Source organism: Pseudoduganella danionis, assembly GCF_009720775.1.
Taxonomy (GTDB): Bacteria; Pseudomonadota; Gammaproteobacteria; order Burkholderiales; family Burkholderiaceae_D; genus Rugamonas; species Rugamonas danionis.
In genome coordinates this window covers 664,060-686,289 of sequence record NZ_WNKW01000002.1, presented here as the reverse complement: position 1 = coordinate 686,289, position 22,230 = coordinate 664,060, and the positions used below count along the sequence as shown (strand labels likewise).

Annotated in this window: 19 protein-coding genes; 1 reads left to right on the top strand and 18 read right to left on the bottom strand. The window is 52.5% G+C overall.

Features of this window, described 5'->3' with window-relative positions:
• Window positions 1-17: 17 nt before the first annotated feature.
• The 18 genes from GM655_RS11245 to xrtB all read right to left on the bottom strand — a co-directional run bounded on the left by GM655_RS11245 (window position 18) and on the right by xrtB (window position 20,853).
• Complete coding sequence (locus GM655_RS11245) at window positions 18-704, bottom strand: hypothetical protein (RefSeq protein ID WP_155434734.1); 687 nt, start codon at window positions 702-704, stop codon at window positions 18-20.
• Window positions 705-808: 104 nt separating this feature from the next.
• Window positions 809-1,687, bottom strand: a complete 879-nt coding sequence (gene epsG, locus GM655_RS11240) for a chain length determinant protein tyrosine kinase EpsG (protein ID WP_155434733.1) — start codon at window positions 1,685-1,687, stop codon at window positions 809-811.
• 13 nt (window positions 1,688-1,700) lie between these two features.
• The gene (epsF, locus tag GM655_RS11235; protein WP_155434732.1) at window positions 1,701-3,104 is read right to left on the bottom strand and encodes a chain length determinant protein EpsF; all 1,404 of its coding nucleotides are present in this window, start codon (window positions 3,102-3,104) and stop codon (window positions 1,701-1,703) included.
• Between the two features lie 69 nt (window positions 3,105-3,173).
• On the bottom strand, window positions 3,174-3,962 hold the full coding sequence (epsE, locus tag GM655_RS11230; RefSeq protein ID WP_155434848.1) for a polysaccharide export protein EpsE: 789 nt from the start codon (window positions 3,960-3,962) through the stop codon (window positions 3,174-3,176).
• Between the two features lie 31 nt (window positions 3,963-3,993).
• Window positions 3,994-4,965: an EpsD family peptidyl-prolyl cis-trans isomerase gene (locus tag GM655_RS11225; RefSeq protein WP_229632515.1), complete on the bottom strand. Its 972-nt coding sequence runs from the start codon at window positions 4,963-4,965 to the stop codon at window positions 3,994-3,996.
• A gap of 250 nt (window positions 4,966-5,215) precedes the next feature.
• Window positions 5,216-6,598 carry an undecaprenyl-phosphate glucose phosphotransferase gene (locus tag GM655_RS11220; RefSeq protein WP_155434731.1) on the bottom strand — a complete coding sequence of 461 codons (1,383 nt, stop codon included), beginning with the start codon at window positions 6,596-6,598 and terminating at the stop codon, window positions 5,216-5,218.
• A gap of 10 nt (window positions 6,599-6,608) precedes the next feature.
• The gene (epsL, locus tag GM655_RS11215) at window positions 6,609-7,898 is read right to left on the bottom strand and encodes an XrtB/PEP-CTERM-associated polysaccharide biosynthesis outer membrane protein EpsL (protein WP_155434730.1); all 1,290 of its coding nucleotides are present in this window, start codon (window positions 7,896-7,898) and stop codon (window positions 6,609-6,611) included.
• A 47-nt stretch (window positions 7,899-7,945) separates the two neighbouring features.
• Window positions 7,946-8,608, bottom strand: coding sequence for a CAAX prenyl protease-related protein (locus GM655_RS11210; protein ID WP_155434729.1), 663 nt, complete (start codon window positions 8,606-8,608; stop codon window positions 7,946-7,948).
• Window positions 8,609-8,733: 125 nt separating this feature from the next.
• Window positions 8,734-10,647, bottom strand: a complete 1,914-nt coding sequence (locus tag GM655_RS11205) for an ATP-binding cassette domain-containing protein (protein WP_155434728.1) — start codon at window positions 10,645-10,647, stop codon at window positions 8,734-8,736.
• Window positions 10,648-10,785: 138 nt separating this feature from the next.
• On the bottom strand, window positions 10,786-11,814 hold the full coding sequence (locus GM655_RS11200) for an SDR family oxidoreductase (RefSeq protein ID WP_155434727.1): 1,029 nt from the start codon (window positions 11,812-11,814) through the stop codon (window positions 10,786-10,788).
• Between the two features lie 13 nt (window positions 11,815-11,827).
• Window positions 11,828-13,108: a nucleotide sugar dehydrogenase gene (locus tag GM655_RS11195; RefSeq protein ID WP_155434726.1), complete on the bottom strand. Its 1,281-nt coding sequence runs from the start codon at window positions 13,106-13,108 to the stop codon at window positions 11,828-11,830.
• A gap of 36 nt (window positions 13,109-13,144) precedes the next feature.
• Window positions 13,145-13,900 (bottom strand): WecB/TagA/CpsF family glycosyltransferase, encoded by a 756-nt coding sequence (locus GM655_RS11190; RefSeq protein WP_229632514.1) that lies wholly within the window; start codon window positions 13,898-13,900, stop codon window positions 13,145-13,147.
• On the bottom strand, window positions 13,897-15,078 hold the full coding sequence (gene wecB / locus GM655_RS11185; RefSeq protein WP_371866781.1) for a non-hydrolyzing UDP-N-acetylglucosamine 2-epimerase: 1,182 nt from the start codon (window positions 15,076-15,078) through the stop codon (window positions 13,897-13,899). The genes GM655_RS11190 and wecB overlap by 4 nt, the downstream gene beginning before the upstream one ends.
• Before the next feature lie 78 nt (window positions 15,079-15,156).
• On the bottom strand, window positions 15,157-16,209 hold the full coding sequence (locus GM655_RS11180; protein WP_155434725.1) for a glycosyltransferase family 4 protein: 1,053 nt from the start codon (window positions 16,207-16,209) through the stop codon (window positions 15,157-15,159).
• Window positions 16,206-17,654 (bottom strand): phenylacetate--CoA ligase family protein, encoded by a 1,449-nt coding sequence (locus GM655_RS11175; protein WP_155434724.1) that lies wholly within the window; start codon window positions 17,652-17,654, stop codon window positions 16,206-16,208. The genes GM655_RS11180 and GM655_RS11175 overlap by 4 nt, the downstream gene beginning before the upstream one ends.
• Before the next feature lie 61 nt (window positions 17,655-17,715).
• Window positions 17,716-19,206: an O-antigen ligase family protein gene (locus GM655_RS11170; protein ID WP_155434723.1), complete on the bottom strand. Its 1,491-nt coding sequence runs from the start codon at window positions 19,204-19,206 to the stop codon at window positions 17,716-17,718.
• 46 nt (window positions 19,207-19,252) lie between these two features.
• Window positions 19,253-19,948 carry an exosortase-associated protein EpsI, B-type gene (epsI, locus tag GM655_RS11165; RefSeq protein ID WP_155434722.1) on the bottom strand — a complete coding sequence of 232 codons (696 nt, stop codon included), beginning with the start codon at window positions 19,946-19,948 and terminating at the stop codon, window positions 19,253-19,255.
• Window positions 19,945-20,853, bottom strand: a complete 909-nt coding sequence (xrtB, locus tag GM655_RS11160; protein ID WP_229632513.1) for an exosortase B — start codon at window positions 20,851-20,853, stop codon at window positions 19,945-19,947. The genes epsI and xrtB overlap by 4 nt, the downstream gene beginning before the upstream one ends.
• A gap of 284 nt (window positions 20,854-21,137) precedes the next feature.
• Here xrtB and GM655_RS11155 point away from each other — a divergent pair, with 284 nt between their 5' ends.
• Complete coding sequence (locus GM655_RS11155) at window positions 21,138-22,229, top strand: acyltransferase family protein (RefSeq protein ID WP_196308744.1); 1,092 nt, start codon at window positions 21,138-21,140, stop codon at window positions 22,227-22,229.
• The last annotated feature ends 1 nt before the right edge of the window (window position 22,230 follow it).

Here is a 22,230-nt window from a genome sequence, read left to right as displayed (position 1 = left end):
AATTAAGTAATAGCGTTTTACTTTCCGCGCAGTTGAAATGCTCTATCCATAGACGACAACAAGCGCCCGGCGTCGACCCACACTACAAGATCATCGAATTCACCGCCCACGGCGGCAGATTCCTGAGTTTTCTCCCGGCTGATGTACTCGCGGGATGCCGTGACATTATGCAGCTCATCTATATTAAAACCATTTGCGCCATTTTGAATCTGTGGTCGTCCTTGCGGGCTGACGCCGAAGTTATTCTTTCCTGTCGAGAATACTATGGCCGGAGCGCACAGCAACGCGATGGAGCATTCGTCTTGCCCGACGACATACACGAGCTTACCGCTAGCCAGACGCCGCAATATCGTCCTGTTGGGAACCACGTCGCGCTGCACCGAACTCCCCGTCAATGCCGGTGTCACACTGTAACGTAGTAGATGCCACCAGCCATCGACACCATCAATACCTAAGGTCACCCATGGTATGTAACCCGTACAATCGGCATCAGTGGAACACGGCGCATCAGTCTCTTTGCCATCGCTAGATGAAGTAGCAGGGCGTGGGAGCCGCCCGTGGGAAACTGCATAGCCTTGCAGAGCATCGCGCGCTGCAGCCAGGCGCAGGTGGGTAAGGTGTTCGCGCCGCTGATCAGGATTCAGACGTTCGGCGAACCGCATCAGCAATGTTGCCGCGCCTAGAACCAGTACCAGCATGATCATCAGGGCTGCACCATTTTGTTCAGCCCTGGGGTGCCTAGTCAGAAGAGACATCGGTATCAACCGAAAGGAAAAGCCGGCATGGCCGGCTTTATCCTATGTACAAATTAAAAATCTACCAGCACGGATCCGATGACTTCCGCACCGCTGTGGCGCATCTGCTCGCGCAGCAGATTGATATCTTCGATACGCGTATGATTCTTACGCGCCACCACCAGGACACCACCGACACGCGACGCAATCGCCAACGCATCAGCGCCAACCGAGAACGGTGCCACATCGTACAGCACCACATCAAAGTGCTGATCCAGACGCGGAGTCAGCGCAGCAAAACTGCTCCGGCTTAACAGTTCCTGCGGATTTGGCGGCAGCGTGCCAGCCACCAGCACGGACAAATCGACAAACGCATCGACCTTGGCCACAACATCCGTATCGGCACGACCAGCCAAAATGTCCGACAGGCCCTGGCGCGCTTTCAGATCGAAGATTTCGTGCTGACTAGGCTTACGCAGATTGCTATCAACCAGCAGGGTATGCTCGCCCAACTGGGAAAACACCACGGCCAGATTAGCAGCGAACAGGCTGGTACCTTCGCCCGAATCGACACCAATAATAACCAGCCCCTTATGACCACGGGCGAACCAACGCAGCATCAGTTGACTGCGAATTGCACGCAATTGCTCGACCTGATTACTGAATGGTTGATAAGCCGCCAACAGTTTGGGCGAATAGCTGCCCTCGCCCGCCTGCAGGTAGGGATAGTCAAACTGACGTGCCAGCACCTGCTGAATATCACTTTCTGTAATCAGACCGAGACGCTGTGCGGCCTCACCAAAACGTATACCCAGCTCTTTTTGCATGCGCAGCACGCGCTCAGCATTTTCAGGTGTGATTTTGCCAGACTCAAGCAGCAGTCCACCGATACTGGAATCGGAAGTACGTGGCGTCGGAGTTGCAGAAGAAACAGATTGGACTGGAGCATTCATAGCAGTTCCCTTATTAATTCAAACGCAGACGACGAGGCGACAACAGATTACGCAGGCGGCTAGGCTTACGCGTCGTGACATTCCAGTCGATTACCCCAAACACAGGGATTTCCAATGCTTCGGTCAGATCAGTATCGGAGCGCACGCGTCGATCCAGCAATTCAGCGGCCAGCGCCAGACCTACGCCCAACATCGAGCCCAGCACGAACGAGAGCAGCACATTCAGGAACACTTTAGGACTGGACGCTTCGATCGGTGCCACAGCCGGATTAAGAATGGCCACATCGGACTGCTCGCTCTGACCTTCCAGATGCGTCTGAGAGAAGCGCTGCGAAGTGATATCAAATGCACGCTGAGCATTTTCAACATCCTTGGCCAGAGCACCCAGTTCGTCGCGAGTACGATTCAGTTCCAGAACCTTGCGTTTCTGCTCTTGCAGCGCGGCACGGATATCCGCTTCACGGCGACGGAAAATAGTCGCGTTATTTCCAACGCTGCTACCGGTACTCTTGATAGCGGCATTCAGATCAGTACGCAACTTCTCCACCTCTGCTTTGGCAGCCTGATACTGAGGGTGATTACGATCGAGTCGTTGCGACAACTCGGCCAACTTGCTTTCTGCATTGCCAAGGCCTATGCGCAGATTTTGCACCAATGGATTGCCATTGATGTCAGGCGAATCAACCGAACCATTTGCCATGCCCGCACGCGAATTCGCTTCCATCAATTGTCCCTGCGCAGCAACGAGCTGGGCGGACAGATCATTCAGGCGGTTGGTTTCAACGTCGAGACGGTTATCAACGCTGACAATGCCATTTTCCTGCTGATACTTCGACAGGCGCGACTGGGTCGCTTCCACATTGTCACGCAATTGCTTCAACTGTTCATTGAAGTGGGCGGCGGCCTTCTTGGAAGGTTCGACTTTCAACGCAACGCTGATCTTCTGATATTCATCCGCAAAGGTATTAGCAACCACGGCAACGAATGCAGGGTCGTTGCCCTTAAAGCTAATTTCCACTACGCTACTTTCCCGCGACGGAACAATCTCCAGCTTCTTGAGCAATAAGTCGGCCAGCCAGTCACGTACAGTGCCCTTGCCTTCCGTGGAATCATTAAATTGCTGAATCACCGTCGGATTCGTCGCCAAGCCCAAGCGATCAATTACGCGCAGCGCAACGTTCTTACTGCCGATAATATCTGTCTGGGTTGCCATATATCCGGGCATCAGTTGCCCCGGCATCGTCAGCCCCGTTACAGGATCGACACCTTTGTAGTTCAAAAGAATGGAGGCAGTCGCCTTGTAGGTTTTAGGCAGGACCAGACTAACGATAGTCGTGGCAACGACTGTAACCAACAGCACCATAAGCACGATCCCTTTACGGGCGCGCAGGACGTGCAGGAATTGGGTAAGGTTCATGGAAACACTCTCACAAGAATTGCAGACAGAAGCCTGAGTTAAACCAAAGTACTAACTCAGGCCCACGGCTTAAAACAGACTTTCCTTAACATACACTACGTCATCAGGCTGAACCAGATCATCCTGCTTAGCATCGAGCACTTGCTGTTTACCGTTGACGTCGCGACGTTTAATCACCATACCGCGCTCCGTTCCACGAGGTGTCAGACCACCGCCCGCCGACAGCGCTTGCAAAACGGTCATGGAGCGTTCAAGACGTACTGGACCAGGCCGCTGAACTTCGCCGTAGATATAGAAGCGTGGTGCGCGCTCGACATACAGCACGTCATTCGCTGCCAGTTCGAGATCTTTGTTCAGCTCGCCGCTACGCACCATACCGATGATGTCCACAATTTCCTTGGTGGTGGTGCCGTTGCGCTTACGGATCAGCGACACAGCATCACCGCCGTCGGCAGCAATGCCGCCCGCCATCGCCAGCATATCCAGTACGCTGCGGCGTCCTTCAATCGGATAGCGCCCCGGACGATTTACCTGGCCGAGTACTGAAATTTGCTGGTTCTGAATTTGCGTGATCAGGATACTGACTTGTGCTTTACGCAGAAAACCACCGCTTTCGAGCAAACCACCCAGTTTTTTCTCAGCGCTGATTGCAGTCAAGCCGCCAATTTCAACCGGTCCCAATAATGGGAACGTGATTGTTCCGGCGTCACTCACCCGGGTCTCTGTCGCCAGATCGGGATTACCGTACACGGTGATTTTAAGAATATCACCTGGACCCAGCACTGCGTCTGCCGCCTGAGCACCGCCAACCATCAGCAGTAGCGCCAGCAAAGCGAACCATTTTGTCAGTTGTTTCATCATGATGCGACCTCTTATCTGTCAGAAAAATTTATTTCAGACCAGCAACGCCACGCGCCGTGGCCGCATCATCGGCTTTAGCCTCCGATTTATCGCTGGTGACCGCCGCAGGCGCTTCGACCGCCGCTGGAGCGCTTGCCGGCGCAGCAGCTTTCTCAGGCGGTTGACGGCCATTCAGGTATTCAATCTTGGCTTTGCCGCGCAGACGTGCCAGTTCCGCATCCGCCGCATCTTTATTCTTCTTGTTCACCAGATATTGTTCAATCTGACCTGCTGCTGCCGCCAGTTTTACCGGGACATCTTTGATTTCAGCGATTACTACCAGCAAGCTACGCTCGCCTTCTTTGATAATGAACAACTGACCACGCGGCATATTGACCAGCTTATTCGCCAGTTCAGGTGGTAGTTCGGCGCTAGTGCGCGAAATCTGGGTGCGGCCGAATGCTACTTTATGCTGCTCCATCCAGCTCGCTACTTCTTCCAGCGACTTTGCGCTATCGATCACGCCCTTCAACCCGTCGTTCATATCTTTAGTCGCGAAGACCAGTTCATTCATATCGAACTGCTTACGATTGGTGAAGAATTCAGGATGCTGGTTGAAGTAGGCCTCTACCTCCGCCGCGTTAGGCTTGGTTGGAGCGCCGAGTTTTTTTTGCAAATACGACTGGGCAATAATCAGGGCTTTGGCACGTTCGATCGCCTGCACTACTTTGGGATCACGGTCCAGCTTGTCCTGCACAGCTTCGTTCACCAGCAACTGGCGATCCACCAGCGATTCAATCAACTGCTTGCTGGCTGCTTCCTGCTGAGGTGCCTGCACGTTGGCCCGCTGCAGTTCTTCGTTCAATTGCGAAACGGTGATTTCCTCACCATTAACACGAACCAGTGCCTGGCCGGGCTTAGATTCCTTATTACCGCAAGCGCTCAAGCCAGCGGCAACAAGCAGTAGCGTCGCAAGAGTTTTAGCACGATTCATTGAGTTTGCCTTTTTGATCTGGTTCAATGTATTTATCCTCGATAGTCCAAAATTGTGCTTCCGAAAGCGACTGCTATGCGGTGCCCGTAATGCCTGCGATGAAAGTACAACAATGCTTTAATGACAATTAATATTGACAAAAATCTATAAATGCTGGCAACGAAGTATGCACTTTACCCCCAGTGATTGTCAATATTATAAATAGAGTATAAGCGCGCTATCACAATAATAGCTTACGATAATGTTAACCATTTCACTGAACAGGAAAACGTTCAGCTCAGTGGGCATTTTCCCGCTTTAGAACGACATGCACCGTCTTTAAGATAATCCAAATGTCTAGCCACAATGACCACTTCCTTAAATAATCAAGGTCGTAATGTATGCGCGCCTCCATCTTATCCAGCGTTTCCGTCTCTCCCCGCAAACCATTGACTTGCGCCCATCCGGTAATGCCGGGTTTGACCTTATGGCGCAACATATAGCCCTTGATCAACTTACGGTATAACTCATTGTGTGCCACGGCATGGGGACGTGGTCCCACGATACTCATACGTCCCTGCAAGACATTAATAAACTGTGGCAACTCATCAAGCGAAGTGCGACGCAGGAAGGCGCCAACGCGGGTTACCCGCGCATCGTTTACCCGCGCCTGCACGACCGTTGCGCCATCGTCCGTCACAGTCATCGAACGGAACTTGTAAACGATGATTTCCTCGCCATACAAGCCATAGCGGCGCTGACGGAAAATCACGGGGCCCGGCGAACTCAGCTTTACAGCCAGCGCGATGATCAACATGATCGGCAACAGTGCGATCTGGATAATCAATGCCAGCACGATATCGCTGACACGCTTGACCAAGCTATTAATACCTGTGAATGGCGACTCGCGAATGGCAACCACGGGCATACCACCCACGCTATCAAAGCGGGCCTGCATCAGGTCAAACACGTAAATATCCGGAAGGAAATATACCGACGCTGTCGTATCCTGCAATTCGTCGAGCAGTTTACGGATACGCGGCTGTGCAGAGATCGGTTGGCTGATGAAGATCATCTTCACATTGTGTTCCCGCACGTAGGCTGGGATATCCACCATTTTCCCAAGTAAAGGATCACGATTGCCGCCAGCGATACGGTCTTCGACCCGATCATCGAAGAATCCTAAGACTTGCATGAACAGATTAGGATGCTGCTTACATACGTTAGCAAACTTTAGACCTACTTCGTTCACCCCCACCACGACGACCGAACGGACTTCACTATCCTTACTGGAGCCGAAGGTGACACTACGTAACGCCCAATGACTTGCCAATAGAATCAGGGGAGTAAGCACAAACCAGGCTTTTACCGCCTGGTTATCCAGTCGAGCACTGAGACCGCTTGCGAAACCAATAAAACATAGTAGGCTCACCGTAATCAGCCAGCCCACCACAGTATCCCGGGTATAGGCCAACATCCTGCCACTACGCCAGGTACGGTACGGGTCAACATACTGATAGACCGACGACGACACAAAAAACGCCAATATCATGAGCACCAGCGCATAACCGGTAAAGGGCTCGTGGAACGCTAAACTACAAAGATAAAGCGTCCCCATAATAACGAGCGGATCAAGCACCCGCTGGAAAAACGAAATCAGAGGAATATCACTGAGGGTCATGGGACGACTATCAATATTGCACATTAACATTAAGGCTAACACCTTTGGCACGGTAATTACCGTTGCCAAATACTGCCGCGGCGAGGCCACTACGGGCTTCTCTAAACACGGTACCGGACACCTGCACCCGGTTCATAGGCAGATAACTGAGCCCCGCCGACACGCGCCGGTTACGATCACTGACATCCAAAGTACTGCTGCTTACCAGCAAACCGCTAAACGTGCGGCGCTCAGCCCGTCCTTGGGCCGTCGCCTGCAGTTTGGAAGAAATATTCCACACCACATTAGCACTTACCCCGGTTTGCATTGCATAGCTGGCCAGCGCACTTTCAACGGCCACAAATTCACGCCAGACGGCACCATTCAGCCCAAGCTGGCCATCCATAGACGTGGCGGCCTTCAGCTTGGCATTGAACCCGCTCGAATCACGCTCGGTGAAATAGACATGCTTACGCTTGGCCCAGCCGCCTAGAAATTGAAGATTAGTGATAGGAGTGACACGCCAGTCAACATTGAGTTTGACGTCATTCTGGTCATTGCCCGCATCGATCACGCGCCCGTTAATACTACGCAGGGTATCGTAACGGCTACGGATCTGATCAACTTGCAGGCCGATCGAACTGCCGGAGGACGCGAGGTAATCGATGCCGACAAGTCCCGCCCCCACAGTACGGTTGTTATAAGCCTGAGCGCTAAGGTCAAAGCTATACATATCGCGCGTATATCCTACCCGTGCGCGCCAGCTTGGATGGAAACTCCAGCGTGCCGTGGCAAATTCCTGACGCTGCACGCGCAAATTACGCTCACTGGTCACGACGTCGGTGTAGGGTGCCAGAATTTGCTCATACATACCACCAAGCGTGCCCTGCAGGCGATTTCCCAACTGCCAGTTCAATTCGACTTCAGCGTCCTTGCCATTGTAGTCAAGCTGGGTAAAGTGCTGAAACTTTACCCTGCTCACATTAGCCTGCACCTTGACCATCTGACGCCCAATATTCTCATTCACCTGCAAACCTGCCTGCAATTGACTCGAACGATCACTACGCACACCACCGTAACCCGGGTTGTTGTCGCTCAACCGGAACAGGTTATCGTCATAGGACTGGCCCAAGGATGCGTAAGGATGTATGCCGGGCTGAGTTTCCTGTGCATTCGCACTGACGGCACCAATTAATGCAACACCCAGCCAGCAACTGCGCACAAAATCAGTCGTTCTATCGAGACGGGGCAATTTTCCCCAGGCGGTCACTAACTTAGTCCGGCGATGGCAATCAGAGAAAATGTCCAGAGGGCTCAGCATGAATTATTCGTCTTTTAGAAATGTTAAAAATTCGATATTTCGACATCTTACCAGTAAGTCCACTGGCCAGTAACCAGAATCCAGATGCCTAACCCACCGTTAGTAACCGCATGGGCCAATATAGGCACCCATAACTTCTGGGTTCGCATGTACAGCAAACTATAAATACCGCCGGCAACCATACCGGCCAGCCACAAGTTATGCTCAATTCCGAATAATATCACTGAAACAATGAAACTTTTGCAATTAATTGCGGCTGGCGCAAGCTTCTCAAAGTCCTGAGCAACTATCCAACGGGCCAGAAATGAGCGCCAGAATAGTTCCTCCATGACCGGCACCACCACGGCACCGCCAAATAACCTAATCCCTACCAGCAACCAGTTAATCTGCCCGTCATCGCGCGGATCAAAACCAGCAGATTTTCCTACGACCATCCAGTCTGCATTCAATGCTATCCAAAGCCACAATACCAGCAACCCGGCACTGATAGACAATAATAGTGAGCGCCACTGAACACGAACTGACACCAACTCTTGATACTGTTTCCAAAATGCGACGAGGACTATTGAGACGGCCACGATTTTGACGGGATACAGCCAACGCAAGGCTTCCGCACTCAGGCCAAAACGACTCAGAGCATCGGCTACGGCGATGAACGCCATATAAATCGCGAACGGCAACACACGCACGAATGCAGCACGACTAATCATTTTGCCTCCCTTTGACGACGGCAATATGACCAGGCTCCATTTTTTACCAGGTCGCATTCCGATGTTAAAACTCGCAGCAAGCACATTGCGCAATACACCCTTCCGCCAGCTAAACCGGCCTTAAATTAGAGATGACTACGTGCCTCGATTTGCTCCCATTTCTCGAGTGCTTCCAGCAACAGAACTTCGATCTCTTCGATGCGAGCACTCATGCGCTTGGCCTCTGCCGGATTCTGTCGGTAGATATCTGGTGCAGCCAAAGCAATCGACAAAGCACGTTGCTCATCCTCGAGCAACGCTATTTGCTCAGGCAGGGCTTCCAGCTCACGCTGTTCCTTGTAGCTCAGCTTTTTCTGTTTACTCGCTGGCGTGGCTGGCGCGGTGACGGGTGCACTAGGCGCTGCTGTAACGGGTTTGGGTGAATTTTTCTTTTCAGTCAATGTTGCACTGGCAACGCGCTCCCAATCTGAATAGCCGCCTACATATTCACGCCACCGGCCTTCGCCCTCGGCAACAATCACCTGAGTAACCACGTTATCAAGGAACATACGGTCGTGACTAACCAGGAATACGGTTCCGGTGTAATCCTCCAGCAACTCCTCCAGCAATTCCAGGGTGTCGATATCCAGGTCATTGGTAGGCTCATCGAGCACCAGGCAATTGGCAGGCTTGGCGAACAGACGCGCCAGCAGCAGCCGGTTACGCTCACCACCCGAGAGAGACTTGACTGGTGAACGTGCACGCTCGGGCGCAAACAGGAAATCGCCGAGATAACTCATCACATGCTTGCGCTGACCATTCACTTCAACCCAGTCGCTACCTGGCGCAATCGTATCCATCAAGCTGGCCTCTTCATTCAACTGGGCCCGCATCTGATCAAAATAAGCCACCTGCAAGCGCGTTCCCAGTCGAGCTACGCCCTGATCCGGCGCGAGCTCGCCCAGTATCATCTTCAGCAGCGTGGTCTTACCTGCGCCATTCCGTCCTATCAAGCCTACTTTATCGCCGCGCAATATCGTGGCACTAAAATCGCGCACGATCACCTTCTCACCAAAGCTCTTGGACACATTCTCGAGATCGGCGACTATTTTTCCTGAACGCTCGCCAGCCGACAGTTCCAGCTTGACTTGTCCCTGCTGTTCACGTCGCGCTGCGCGTTGCAAGCGCAAAGCTTCAAGCCGGCGCACCCGCCCTTCATCACGCACGCGGCGCGCTTTGACCCCCTTGCGTATCCAGACCTCTTCCTGCGCAAGGAATTTATCGAACTTGGCTGCCTCGACTTCTTCGATCTCTAGTTGTTCGCTTTTACGCGTCTGATAAGCGCTGAAGTTGCCCGGATAGGACAGCAGGCGGCCACGGTCGAGTTCAATGATGCGGGTGGCCACATTATCGAGAAAACTACGGTCGTGGGTAATAAACAGGACTGAACCCTTAAAGTCCCGCAGCAATGCTTCCAGCCATGCAATTGCCGCAAAATCCAGATGATTGGTTGGCTCATCCAGTAACAACACGTCTGGCCCTGCCACCAGCGCAACTGCGAGCGCCACCCGCTTCTGCATCCCACCGGAAAGTGTTCCTATGAGTGCGGCACCATCCAGATTCAGACGATCGAGCGCGGTTTGCACTTTATTGGCAATATTCCATCCGTCAGTCGCATCAAGTTGCAGTTGCAATTCATGCATGCGCTCCATGAGCGACTCGTCATCGCCCTGCCCAAACTGGGCCGTCAATGCCTCGTATTCCTGCAGCAATTGCTGCTGCGCGCCCATACCCAATGCGACAGCGCTATGCACTGATTGGGCCGGATCAAAGCTGGGCTCCTGTTCGACATAAGCAATTTTCAGCCCTTGCTGCTGGACCAGCAAGCCGTCATCAAGTTTGGTACGGCCAGAAATAATTTTGAGCAATGAAGATTTGCCCGTGCCATTTCGGCCGATCAAGCCAACACGCTCCCCGGTTTCAAGCGAAAATTCAGCGTTGTCGAGCAATGCAACGTGACCAAAGGCCAGTTGCGCGGAGGAGAGAGAAATGACAGCCATAGAAGGAATAGGGCGCAACGGCTTTTAGCATTACCGTAACACCAGTAAGATGATGAAAGAAGCCATCATTGTAATGGCAGAAGTAGCCCCGCTGGCGTGATACTTCACGCCAGCGCTTTTCTACCAATACCCAACGAACTAACTTAGCTGAGACACATACCAGGCTAGTGATTCTTGCAGACCATCGGCGATGCGATGGCTAGGGGCATAGCCCAGCAAGCGCTTGGCTTTTGAGACATCCGCTTGAGAATGACGTACATCACCGACGCGGAAATCGCCATAGCTAGGCTTAAAATCAGCCAGATGCGGAAACTTCGGAGCGAGTGCTGCACGCATGCTTTCACATACTTCATTGAGCGTCGTACGATCGCCGACCGCCACGTTATACACCTGGCCGATCGCGTCTGTATCAGTCACTGTGGCGGCCAATAAGTTGGCCTGTACAGCATTGGCAACGTAGCAGAAATCCCGGCTGGTTTCGCCATCACCGTTAATGCGCACCGATTCGCCGGCGATCATGGCTGCAATCCACTTGGGAATCACTGCGGCATATGCGCCGGCTGGATCCTGACGAGGACCAAAAATATTAAAGTAACGCAAACCCACGGTGGCCATGCCGTAGGTACGGCCAAATACGTCTGCATACAACTCATTGACCAATTTGGTCACAGCGTAGGGCGAAAGTGGACGACCAATGGCGTCCTCCACCTTCGGCAACGCTGGGTGATCACCATAAGTGGAACTCGATGCCGCGTATACGAATCGTTCGACCCCGGCATCACGTGCCGCAACGAGCATATTCAGGAAGCCGCTGATATTGCATGCGTTGGTAGTGATCGGATCTTCGACGGAGCGAGGAACACTGCCTAACGCAGCCTGATGCAAAACATAATTCACACCGGCACTCGCCTGACGGCAAACCTCTACATCACGGATGTCGCCCGTGATCATTTGGAAGCGCGCCCATTGCTGAGGGCTTACAGCGGCCTGGACCTGATCGAGGTTATGCTGATGCCCCGTGATAAAGTTATCGAGTCCAACGACTTGCTGATCGAGCTTGAGCAAAGATTCGAGCAAGTTCGAACCGATGAAGCCGGCAACGCCCGTCACCAGCCACTTACGTGGCTGGGCAAGCAATTGCTGGCGCAAGGTTTGATACGCAGTCATGTCCATCCCTATCTTACAGACGCCATACGCGCAGGCCAGCCTGCTCCAGGGCAGCCTGGTTGAAGCAAGCTTTTACGTCAATGAAGCAACCGCCCTTGACCAGCTTCGCTGCGAAATCCTCGGCGGCCATCGCAATGAATTCCTTGTGCGATACTGCAGCGACAATCGCGTCTGCGCGTGGCAGATCTTTCCAGCTAGTCAGTTGCACCCCATATTCATGTTCTGCACCTTCGGCCTCGGCATGCGGATCATGCACAAACACTTCCACGCCATAGCTCTTCAGTTCAGCGATCACATCGGCCACCTTGGAGTTGCGCAAATCGCCGCAGTTCTCTTTGAAGGTCAAACCCAGCACGTTCACACGTGCGCCTTTAATGTAACTGCCTGCAGCAATCATATTCTTGATGGTTTGCTCAGCAATATATTTCGCCATGCCATCGTTGATACGACGCCCCGCCAAAATCACCTGCGGGTTGTAACCAATTTTCTCGGCTTTGTGGGTCAGATAGTACGGGTCGACGCCTATGCAATGGCCGCCTACCAGACCAGGGCTGAACTTCAGGAAATTCCATTTGGTCCCTGCAGCCTTCAGCACTTCGCTGGTATCAATGTCGAGTTTATCGAAAATAATCGCCAGTTCATTCATCAGTGCGATATTCAAATCGCGCTGAGTATTTTCAATTACTTTTGCCGCTTCGGCCGCTTTAATCGACGATGCACGGTGCACGCCCGGGATAACGATGCTCTCATACATCTTGGCCACAGCTTCCAGCGTCTCGGGAGTATCACCGGAAACGATCTTCAGGATCTTGGTCAGCGTATGCTCACGATCACCTGGATTGATACGCTCTGGCGAATAACCTACGAAGAAGTCCTTCTTCCAGGTCTTACCCGATTCTTTTTCCAGCACTGGAATGCAGATTTCCTCAGTGGCGCCAGGGTAAACGGTCGATTCATACACCACGATGGCGCCCGATTTCATATGGCGGCCAGCACTACGCGAAGCACCGACCAGCGGGGTAAAGTCAGGCTGACGCGCATCGTCAACCGGGGTCGGAACCGCCACGATGATAATGTCCGCCTCACCCAGCTTGGTCGGGTCAGAGGTGTACTCGGCAAATTTCGAAGCCGCCATTTCCTCATCGGTCAGCTCGCGCGATGGGTCAGTACCACGCAGGCAAGCATCTACTTTATTTTGTGCAATATCAAAACCGATGGTACGGGCATGCTTACCAAATTCAACCACCAAAGGCAGGCCCACATAGCCCAGTCCGATAACAGCGATAATAGTCATAAAAAATCCTTCACCAGAAAAATAAACGTGGAACTGCTAGCGGCGTATCCATTCCTTGAGGAAAAGTCCGATAAACGCCATATCATCAATAAAATAACGCCGGAACATGCGACGCGGCTCTTGCAGGAAACGGTAGAACCACTCGAGACCATTACGTTGCATCCACAAAGGCGCACGCTGCACCCGACCAACGACGACGTCAAAGGTTCCCCCTACGCCCATGGCAAATGGTATCTTCATCTGCTCTTGGTAGCGTCCCAAAAAATGCTCTTTCTTGGGTGAACTGATTGCGACAAACAGCAAATCGGCCTTGGCCGCACTGATAGCGTCAACCACGCCCGCCTCTTCTTCGGGCTTCCAATAACCGTTGCGATATCCGGCCACAATCAGGTTCGGAAAGCGCTGCTCGTACACTGCCTTGACCCCTGCAACCACTTCCTCTCGTGCACCCAACAGATACACACGCCACTGGCGCTCGGCTGCGCGCCCCATCAAAGAATCAAACAGGTCGACACCGGCGACGCGCTCCTTGATAGGCTTCCCCAGCAAGCGCGAAGCCCATACCACAGGCATACCGTCAACATTAATTAGTGCGCATTCGTTAATAATACGGCGCAATTCCGGATCACGATCAGCTTTCACGAGCTTGTCGACATTCACGACCACGTGCTGATGAGGTTTGCCGCTCGCGATAAAGCTCTCGACACGCTGCAAAGTCTCCTCCATGGTCAGATTATCCATCTGACACCCCATCATGGTGATCCGGCCCGGATCGTTGACCGGATTGCTCATGCCAGCACTCCCGCCAGTATGGTGACTATGCGCTCAGCAGCCTTGCCGTCCCACAAAGCCGGACGACGCCCTTGCTTTCCTTGGCCACTCAAAATCAGCCTAACCTGCGCCACCATTTGTTGCGGATCCGTTCCGACCAGCACATTGGAGCCTTCGTCTACCGTAACCGGGCGTTCGGTGTTTTCGCGTATGGTCACGCATGGCACGCCGAGTGCAGTCGTCTCTTCCTGCAAGCCGCCACTATCCGTCAGCACGACTGCGGCGTCTTTCCACAAGTTCAGGAAAGCCATATAGCCCTGTGGGCCAACCAGCATCACGTGGGGGCCCAGATCAATGCCAAACTTGTCCAGATTAGCTCGGGTACGCGGGTGAACCGGGAAAATTAATGGCAATTCTGCAGAAATCTCGCGCAATCCTTCAGCAATTCGCGCCATCGTGACAGGATCATCGACATTACTTGGACGATGCAAAGTCAGCACCCCATATCGGGCTCCCGCCTGCGCCGCCTTGAAACCATTCGGATCCAGGGTTTGATCACCTGACTGAGCAAGCTTTGCTGCTTGGTACAACACATTGTCGACCATCACGTGACCGACATAGTGCACGGCGGACGCTGGTTTCCCCTCCCGTGCCAGATGTTCGACACCACTGGGTTCAGTCACAAAAAACCAGTCCGTGATGCTGTCCGTCACCAGACGGTTAATTTCTTCCGGCATCGTCAAATCACCACTGCGCAAGCCGGCCTCGACGTGAGCGACCGGAATCTGCAATTTCTTGGCAACGATGGAACAGGCTAGCGTGGAGTTGACGTCACCCACCACTAGGACAGCATCAGGTCGCTGCTGCTGGCACAACTCCTCGAACGCCAGCATGATTTTGCCCGTTTGCTGAGCATGACCACCACCGCCAGCCGCCATGAACAAATCGGGAGCTGGGATACCCAGCTCCTCGAAAAACACATCATTCATGTCGTGATCGTAATGCTGACCGGTATGGATAATTTTAAAATCCAGCCCTCCATGTGCCTGCAATGCGCGCACTATCGGCGCAATTTTCATGAAATTTGGCCGTGCGCCGGCAACCAGGTAAATCAAAGGCTTGGTCATAAGATCGAAAGTTCCGCCAAATAAAAAGTTCCAGCCCTGTGCGCAACATTCGTCCATGATGCGCCGCAACATTATTCGCCAAGGCCGCCACACTGTACACCATGCGGACCCGCAATGGCAATATAGGCAACATCAAGCAACAAAAAAATACTATTGCTTCAACACAGCATAACGATCCTGCAAGCGAGAAAGGACCACACTTGCCTCGTATTCGGATAACACTCGCTGATGGGCTCGTTTGGCCATGGCTTCTGCCGCAGGCCGATCTGACAGCACCTCGACCAAGGCACAGGCCAGCGCATCAAGATCCCCCACATCAACCAACTTGCCGCAGTCCCCGTGCTCCAACATGCAAGGCACTCCGCCTACCCGTGTCGCCACTACTGGTACGCCCGCCACCATGGCTTCTAAGACGGTCATCGGCATTTGCTCAAAGTGGGATGGCAGAACAAATGCTGCCGCACGGGCTAACAGCTGTGATCGCTGGCTCTCGTCTACCCAACCAGGCAATTCAAGGACATCCAGTATGCCTAGTGTGCTAGCCAATTCACGCACCTGAGTGAACTCGCCCTCACCTCCAAGAATCAGTCTGGCTTCAGGCACTTGATCTCGCACGCGTTTAAACGCGCGCAACAAATCATAAACGCCCTTCTTATTATCCAAACGTCCCAAAAAAAGAATGTCGCTACTCTGCTGGCGTGCAGGACTGCTACCGTTGATCTGTATCGGATTGGGCAACATTTCAATCTTCTTTACACCAATGTCTGTTAGCAACTTCATCGCATCATCGCTTAACACTAGCGCGTAATCGACGCGGCGCATCATGGCGATGGCAAACTGCCGCTGCCGCAGACTCATACGCTGTTCGAGAAACACCCGGAATTCTCCACTATGCAAATGGAATATCACCGGGCATCTGAAAAACTGCGCCACGCGGATGAATACGGCCTTGCGCCAAAAGCTAGCTTCAGAAGCCACATGTGCATGCAACAAGGCCACCTGACCGGTAGCCATTAACCATGTGACACGCAGTAGCGCCCAGGCAGCTACCCAAGCTTTATGTAAAAAACCGGCACTTATATGCGTCTGGATAAACACACAGCGCCCGTCGCGCTCATAGCCAACGCGCAACAGGGTGCCGATTACCGTCGCAATCCCCCCTTTGGCAGTCGGTGAGGGACCGATCATTACCACCCGCTTCATACTTCCCCCTGAATATGGGAAGCTCCCAGATAATTGCTGATATCCAGATTTTGTACCAAAAGCTTGTGTTTGCCTGTCGATGTCCGTGCGATCTCGTCGACCCGAACAATATCAACCTCCAAACCACCCTGTGTCTTGGCCCTGATGCCTGCAGATAATTGCGCGCGCGCTGACTCATTGAGTTCGGTTGCAGACAGTACTTTCAGAACGGCACGCCCCGGCTCGTTTTGTTCGAATTGCATCCGGTCCGCATCCGCCAATTGCTCAAAATGCGCAGCCCCGATAGTACAAATGGACACCAGCCGCTGTTCCTTACAAACCAGAAATTCCTGCAGTCGTCCTTCAATACGATCAACCACAGGGAAACCCGGCCTGATCGTATTGGGAGTGGCACTCCACATGGCCAGATCACCTGTGCGATAACGTATCAGAGGCATGACACGGTTATCAAATCCTGTCCCGACAATTTCACCGAGCTCACCGGGACGCGTCACCGGATTACCGTCAAATCCAATAAGTTCGAGTTTTCCGTACAGTGGCCAGAAAAAATAGCGCGGATCTTCCGGTAACGAAATAGCTTTTAGCGCTCTCTCGGTGTGTCCATAATCAAGTAAAACCGGGCAGTTAAATACCCGCCGTATGAGCTCAATCTGATAGTCATACACATTTTCAGAGAACAGTTGTACGCAGCGTATACGTTCGGTGATATCTGGCGCCGGATTTGCCTCCAGCCATTTAGCAAATGGCACTAGCGCGGAAGGGAATGCATGTATAAAAGTAGGCTGCCATTCACGCGCAGCGGCCATATACCGCGGCATGTGTTGCGGCTCCAGATGATCAGAACTTAAATGCAGATACCGTTTGATCGGATCATACATCCAGATCGGCCCGCCTGGACGATCGGCACCGGGTACAGTGCGTCCACGCAACGCCAAGATCCGATCGGCGGGCCCTATCCCAGCTACCGTATCAAATGTACCGTTATAGGCAAAATCTTTGGAGCGGGATACATATTTCTCCAAATACAGGCGCATCGGTATCGATGTCGAGCCGCCCGTATGCGCTGCCAAGCGATGCCGTGCAGCCTTGGCGCTCGAGAGATAACTCGTCATCGCACTCTTCAGGCTCACCTTCTCCAGCAACGGAAAAGCGGACAGCAATTCCTCCGGCGAGCGATCACGACGAACTTCTGCCTGCATAGCCTGATAGGCTGGGACCGTCTCAGCCGCCCAGCGCAGAGTCTGCATCAACTTCTCATCGGCACGCTTCGCAGTCCACACCGGATCGCGGCAGCCATGTATTTCGGCAAGAAATTTTTCGTATTTGACGCCATAACGCAGGCTGGTCGGGAAATGCGAGTAAATTCCACCCAATGTCGTCTTGATCCACTGCGGCGCTGCCGTGTAGTGCTTCAAGAATGGGTGAATAATGTCTTCCATCGGCATGCGATTTTCTTCTTTTAAAATTGCGCAAACTTGCTAACTACCGGCAGGCCGCTGAGCCCCATTAAGCTATAGGACGCAACATCTTGCTTGCTTGATGCCATTGCGGCGCGACCTCCCGCTCGGCCAACTGAGCAACCCTCTGCTTGCGCGCCTCTAGACCCAAGCCTATGGCAATCGCCAGCCAGTAAAACACATGTAATAACTCAAATATTAGGCGAGTACCCGACATGCATTGCACAAAGAACACAACCAGAGCAACCGACATCCCATTGAAATAAGCCCGCACTAACGGTGTCTGCGTTTCATCCCGCGCCAAGCGCCTATACAGGCGCCAGACTTGCAAAAGGAAATATACGATGAGCGGTATCCCAACAATCCCGTGATCCTTAACCAAGCGCAGATAAGCATTGTGCGGGTGCCCCTCCACAATCAAGCCCTGACGTGCCGGAGTGGACCACAAAATTGAGTTAGTCCCATCACCCAAAATCGGGTGTCTCGCCACATCGGGCAACAATGGTAGCCAGATACCGCGGACCCTACCTGCCGTCAGTGGATCATTATGTGCACCGATCGTACCTTTCTGCCCCATGCCCGTAGTAGCACGCTCAATAATAGAATCCGGCAAGACTGCCGCGACTACTGCAAAAACCAGTACGCCGGCAAAAATATAGCGATAACTACCACGCAAGAAGAAGAATGCAAATGTAACAAGAATCACACCCAAGAAGGCGGCACGGGAAAAAGTCAGTACCAAGGCTAATACGGTCGCGCCCATTACTGCCGCGCCCCATATTTTGGCATTCAAACTACGATAGGACGGGAACATAAACAGTGCCGCTGCGTACGCGGGCAAAAGTTCAACGGCGAGCTCATTGGCATGCAAGCCCGTCGCATTAAGGAAGGTCCGTGCGGCCGGCGTAGCCATTTCGCGTAGACTCAGCCCTGATAAACCGGCCACCAAGAAGACTAAGATAGGCAGCATGACGATAGAAAAGCCGACTAACGCAACCCAGCGCTGTGGCTTTTCACTTTGTGCCACCGCCGCGCACAACAACCAAACTGCCACCAATATCAGCATAGGCTTGATCAATTCAGCCACTAAATATGCTTTTGCAGTGGTATATAGCGTTGGCGTGGTCAGATAATAATGGGGGGCGATATTGGGCACTTTCCCCATACCAATTACCGCCCCCAGTGATAAGAGAGCAATAATTGGCAGGAATAAACGCCAAGGAATAGGGGCTAACCACCGTCTTCCGACAATCCCCGCTAACAGGGCAGCCCCTAAAGTTCCCGCCAGCACGATGTTTAAAGGAGTGAACCCCGGAATTCCTAACAACTGTCGCGGCATCAGCACGGTCGCTGCCAAAGGCATCATGATGACGACCAAAATGACGCCAACACGAAAATCCACCATGGTCGCGATCAATCCACACACCAGTACTACCAGCGCGATCAACGGCACCCCTGCCCCTAAACCAACGAGCATGCCCAACAGGATCGCAAATAATAAGAATCCCGCAATGAAGAGTATATGCTTAGTGCCTGACATGAACGAAGCGATTCCTGAAATGTGAATGAGATAGGCGCGTAAGCAATTATGGCTTACTTGCGCCGCCCAGCAAACGCTGCGCCAAACGGGGATCGACCTGACCCATCAATTCAGTCGAGAAAGCAGCTTGTTTGGCGTACGCCTGGGTTGCATTATTCGACAATGAAGAGACGCGGAACAGATACCCGTCCGGAATCACGCCCGACATCGCATACTTCAGCTGAGCGATCTGACGATCCACATAACTTTGCACAACCGTGTCGCCCATCGTGAACCAGTAAGTAACTGGCTCGATACGCACATCTCCTTGACGGGCAACCATGCGGGTACCGCGGATATTCGCATTCGCGACATGCAAATTCGCCTGCTCCAGCTGCGAAATCTGGAAACCTTGCGCTGTATAACAAACCTCCTGCCGGTGCGCACGCAGTTGCCGAGTTTGACTTCCACCGTAGGCGATAGACAGCATGATCCGTTCACCGGAGGTCGAGTTGACATACGTACGATTCAACGTTTGATCATAAATGCGTGCAATCAGCTCCTTGGTGTCTTCCGAAGGCACGAATGGCACACCGCCAGTCTCCATCACCCAGTTACCAAACTGCTTAGGCACTGCCGATTCCAAGTCAATCGCATCTTCCTTGCGCGTCAGGCGCTTGGTCGGCGTTAAGTACGCCGTAGCACAAGCGGCCAGCACCATTAACGTCGCAATTACCAGCGACAATCGCATAAAACGCTTCATACTGCCCCTCCAGTGGCTACCTTGCCATCATTCTTATCCGCATCAGGCGCCCCAAAACGCAGCAGCGAATCCACACCGATGATCAGCATCAAGGCACTGGCGAACAGCACCATGCCCGCAAAACCATGCAGGAAGCCCTGCCCTGCGGCGTCACCAAAGTGGTAGGTGATCAAGGTCAGCACCATCACACGAATCACATTGGCCGTGAAGGAAATAGGCACGATCAACAGTGCCAACGTAATATTCCGGAACGTTGAATCATGTCGCACGATATTTAAGTACAGCAGCCCCAGGGCCTCGAGCGTAAATAGGGTATGTAACCCGGCGCAGGCATCAGCGACCAGCAGACTATACTGACCGATCTGCAGCATCACGCCGGTACGCGCGATCGGATAGCCCGCCCAATACAGCACATGCTCGGCAACGTAAGAAACTGCAGTCTTCATTGGCAGGGTCAGTGCATCCACCAGCGGCCCGGGCAACGGAATCATGAACAGCATGAAGAACAAGGGGAACCAATAAGCTTTCAGTGCGGCCGGACCACGCAGCAATAGCAACAGACCAATCAGAAGCCACAGCGAGGAACCGACCTCGAAAAGCAATATTTCCTGTGAACGTCCGAGGATATACAGCAATAGGCCAAATACCAACGGTACCCAGCCCCATACACTACCGGACTTGCCGGCGCTAGCTGCGAGCATTTCATCCCATTTGCGATACATCAGCCAAATAGAAATGGAGAGCACGATAGGACCATGCGCCTGCTCGTCTGAACTCCAGATGCCTGTCAGCAAGCTATATATTGTCGGCACAAAAAGAACCAGCAAACCAACAATAATAGGTAGCGACTCAACCAGCCTTGGAAACCGTGCACTTATACCTGCTGCGGTGGGTAAACTTTGCATGTTCGTGCTCATCATTCCTCAACTACGAGAAGTACTTAAAAATGGGGAAATGGCCATCAAGAGAGCATGAATGTTAACACAAATGCTACTTAATGTGCATCTATAGCAATTATAAAGCCATTCATCTTAGACGCCACTTATTTCCACCTTGCCTAGAGGTAAATGTACTTCAAATCTTGACTACTTCGACGATTCAGGCATACTCATTGGTTGTCTTTAGCTATTTGACAACGACAACTATCGCACAACATCTGCCCCCATCCATTGCGCAAACGGAGTTTAATTTGAAGTTTCTATTTTCTGCACCGCTCATAGACGAGCGCATAACGGAGACAGGCGGTCGCGCCACTGGCTTCGACTATCTACGAATAGGACTAGCTGCGCTAGTAATCTGCTTCCACTCGATGATCACGAGCTACGGTAGCAGCTTTCAGGAGGACGTAACTCATCACGGCGCAGGACGCGCGTGGTACCTCATTCTCCCCATGTTCTTCGCCTTGAGCGGCTTCCTGGTTGCTGGCAGTCTGGAACGCTCCAAGAGTATCGGCGTTTTTCTTGGCCTGCGAGTATTTCGCATCTTTCCTGCCTTGGCCATGGATACCCTCGTCTGTGCGCTGCTACTTGGGCCAATGCTGACAACCTTACCATTGGGTGAATATTTCAGTAATTCAACTTTCCACCAGTATTTCCAGAATATATTGGGGATTATTCATTTCGAATTACCTGGCGTATTCGAAACTAACCCATCTCATAAGGTAAACGGCCAACTTTGGACCATCCCTGTCGAGCTGGAATGTTATATAACTCTTACCGTTTTGGGTATACTTGGCTTGCATCGTCGTCGCTTCATGATGCTTGCCGCCTTTTTGGCACTCTTTGCCTACAGTGAATGGCAGATTTTATCCCGCGGCGATGAAGCCTATACGGGACGCATTCTACTGCTGAGTTTTTGCGCAGGTGTTGCATTCTATCAATTCCGTGACTATATTCGCCTCAATCTGCTTGTTGCCATTCTGGCCCTGGCTATTTCGCTGCTGTGCCTTACCTCCCCGCAAGGCGGCTATTTACTGGCAGTTCCCGTCACCTATCTGACCGTCTACCTCGGTCTGCGCAACCCACCGAAATCGCATCTGTTAGAAACCGGTGACTATTCGTACGGACTATTCTTATACGGTTATCCGATCCAACAAACCATGGTCTTCCTCTTCCCGTTCGCCCATACCTGGTGGGGCAACCTAGTATTGTCCATTCCTATGGCTCTACTATTTGCCGTCGCTTCCTGGCATTTGGTTGAAAAGCGAGTTCTTAAACACAAGACCATACTATTTACTGCGGATAAGTGGTATCAAAATAAAGTCCAGCAGCTTAAAGGATAAG

Excerpts from the sequence above, each read along its gene's own strand:
- GM655_RS11195 (WP_155434726.1), bottom strand. The coding sequence starts at position 13,108 with ATGACTATTATCGCTGTTATCGGACTGGGCTATGTGGGCCTGCCTTTG.
- GM655_RS11180 (WP_155434725.1), bottom strand. The coding sequence starts at position 16,209 with ATGAAGCGGGTGGTAATGATCGGTCCCTCACCGACTGCCAAAGGGGGG.
- GM655_RS11205 (WP_155434728.1), bottom strand. The coding sequence starts at position 10,647 with ATGGCTGTCATTTCTCTCTCCTCCGCGCAACTGGCCTTTGGTCACGTT.
- epsF (WP_155434732.1), bottom strand. The coding sequence starts at position 3,104 with ATGAACCTTACCCAATTCCTGCACGTCCTGCGCGCCCGTAAAGGGATC.
- wecB (WP_371866781.1), bottom strand. The coding sequence starts at position 15,078 with ATGTTGCGGCGCATCATGGACGAATGTTGCGCACAGGGCTGGAACTTT.
- GM655_RS11220 (WP_155434731.1), bottom strand. The coding sequence starts at position 6,598 with ATGACCCTCAGTGATATTCCTCTGATTTCGTTTTTCCAGCGGGTGCTT.
- GM655_RS11200 (WP_155434727.1), bottom strand. The coding sequence starts at position 11,814 with ATGACTGCGTATCAAACCTTGCGCCAGCAATTGCTTGCCCAGCCACGT.
- GM655_RS11210 (WP_155434729.1), bottom strand. The coding sequence starts at position 8,608 with ATGATTAGTCGTGCTGCATTCGTGCGTGTGTTGCCGTTCGCGATTTAT.
- epsL (WP_155434730.1), bottom strand. The coding sequence starts at position 7,898 with ATGCTGAGCCCTCTGGACATTTTCTCTGATTGCCATCGCCGGACTAAG.
- xrtB (WP_229632513.1), bottom strand. The coding sequence starts at position 20,853 with ATGCAAAGTTTACCCACCGCAGCAGGTATAAGTGCACGGTTTCCAAGG.
- epsI (WP_155434722.1), bottom strand. The coding sequence starts at position 19,948 with ATGAAGCGTTTTATGCGATTGTCGCTGGTAATTGCGACGTTAATGGTG.
- GM655_RS11245 (WP_155434734.1), bottom strand. The coding sequence starts at position 704 with ATGATCATGCTGGTACTGGTTCTAGGCGCGGCAACATTGCTGATGCGG.
- epsE (WP_155434848.1), bottom strand. The coding sequence starts at position 3,962 with ATGAAACAACTGACAAAATGGTTCGCTTTGCTGGCGCTACTGCTGATG.
- GM655_RS11170 (WP_155434723.1), bottom strand. The coding sequence starts at position 19,206 with ATGTCAGGCACTAAGCATATACTCTTCATTGCGGGATTCTTATTATTT.
- GM655_RS11175 (WP_155434724.1), bottom strand. The coding sequence starts at position 17,654 with ATGCCGATGGAAGACATTATTCACCCATTCTTGAAGCACTACACGGCA.
- epsG (WP_155434733.1), bottom strand. The coding sequence starts at position 1,687 with ATGAATGCTCCAGTCCAATCTGTTTCTTCTGCAACTCCGACGCCACGT.
- GM655_RS11190 (WP_229632514.1), bottom strand. The coding sequence starts at position 13,900 with ATGAGCAATCCGGTCAACGATCCGGGCCGGATCACCATGATGGGGTGT.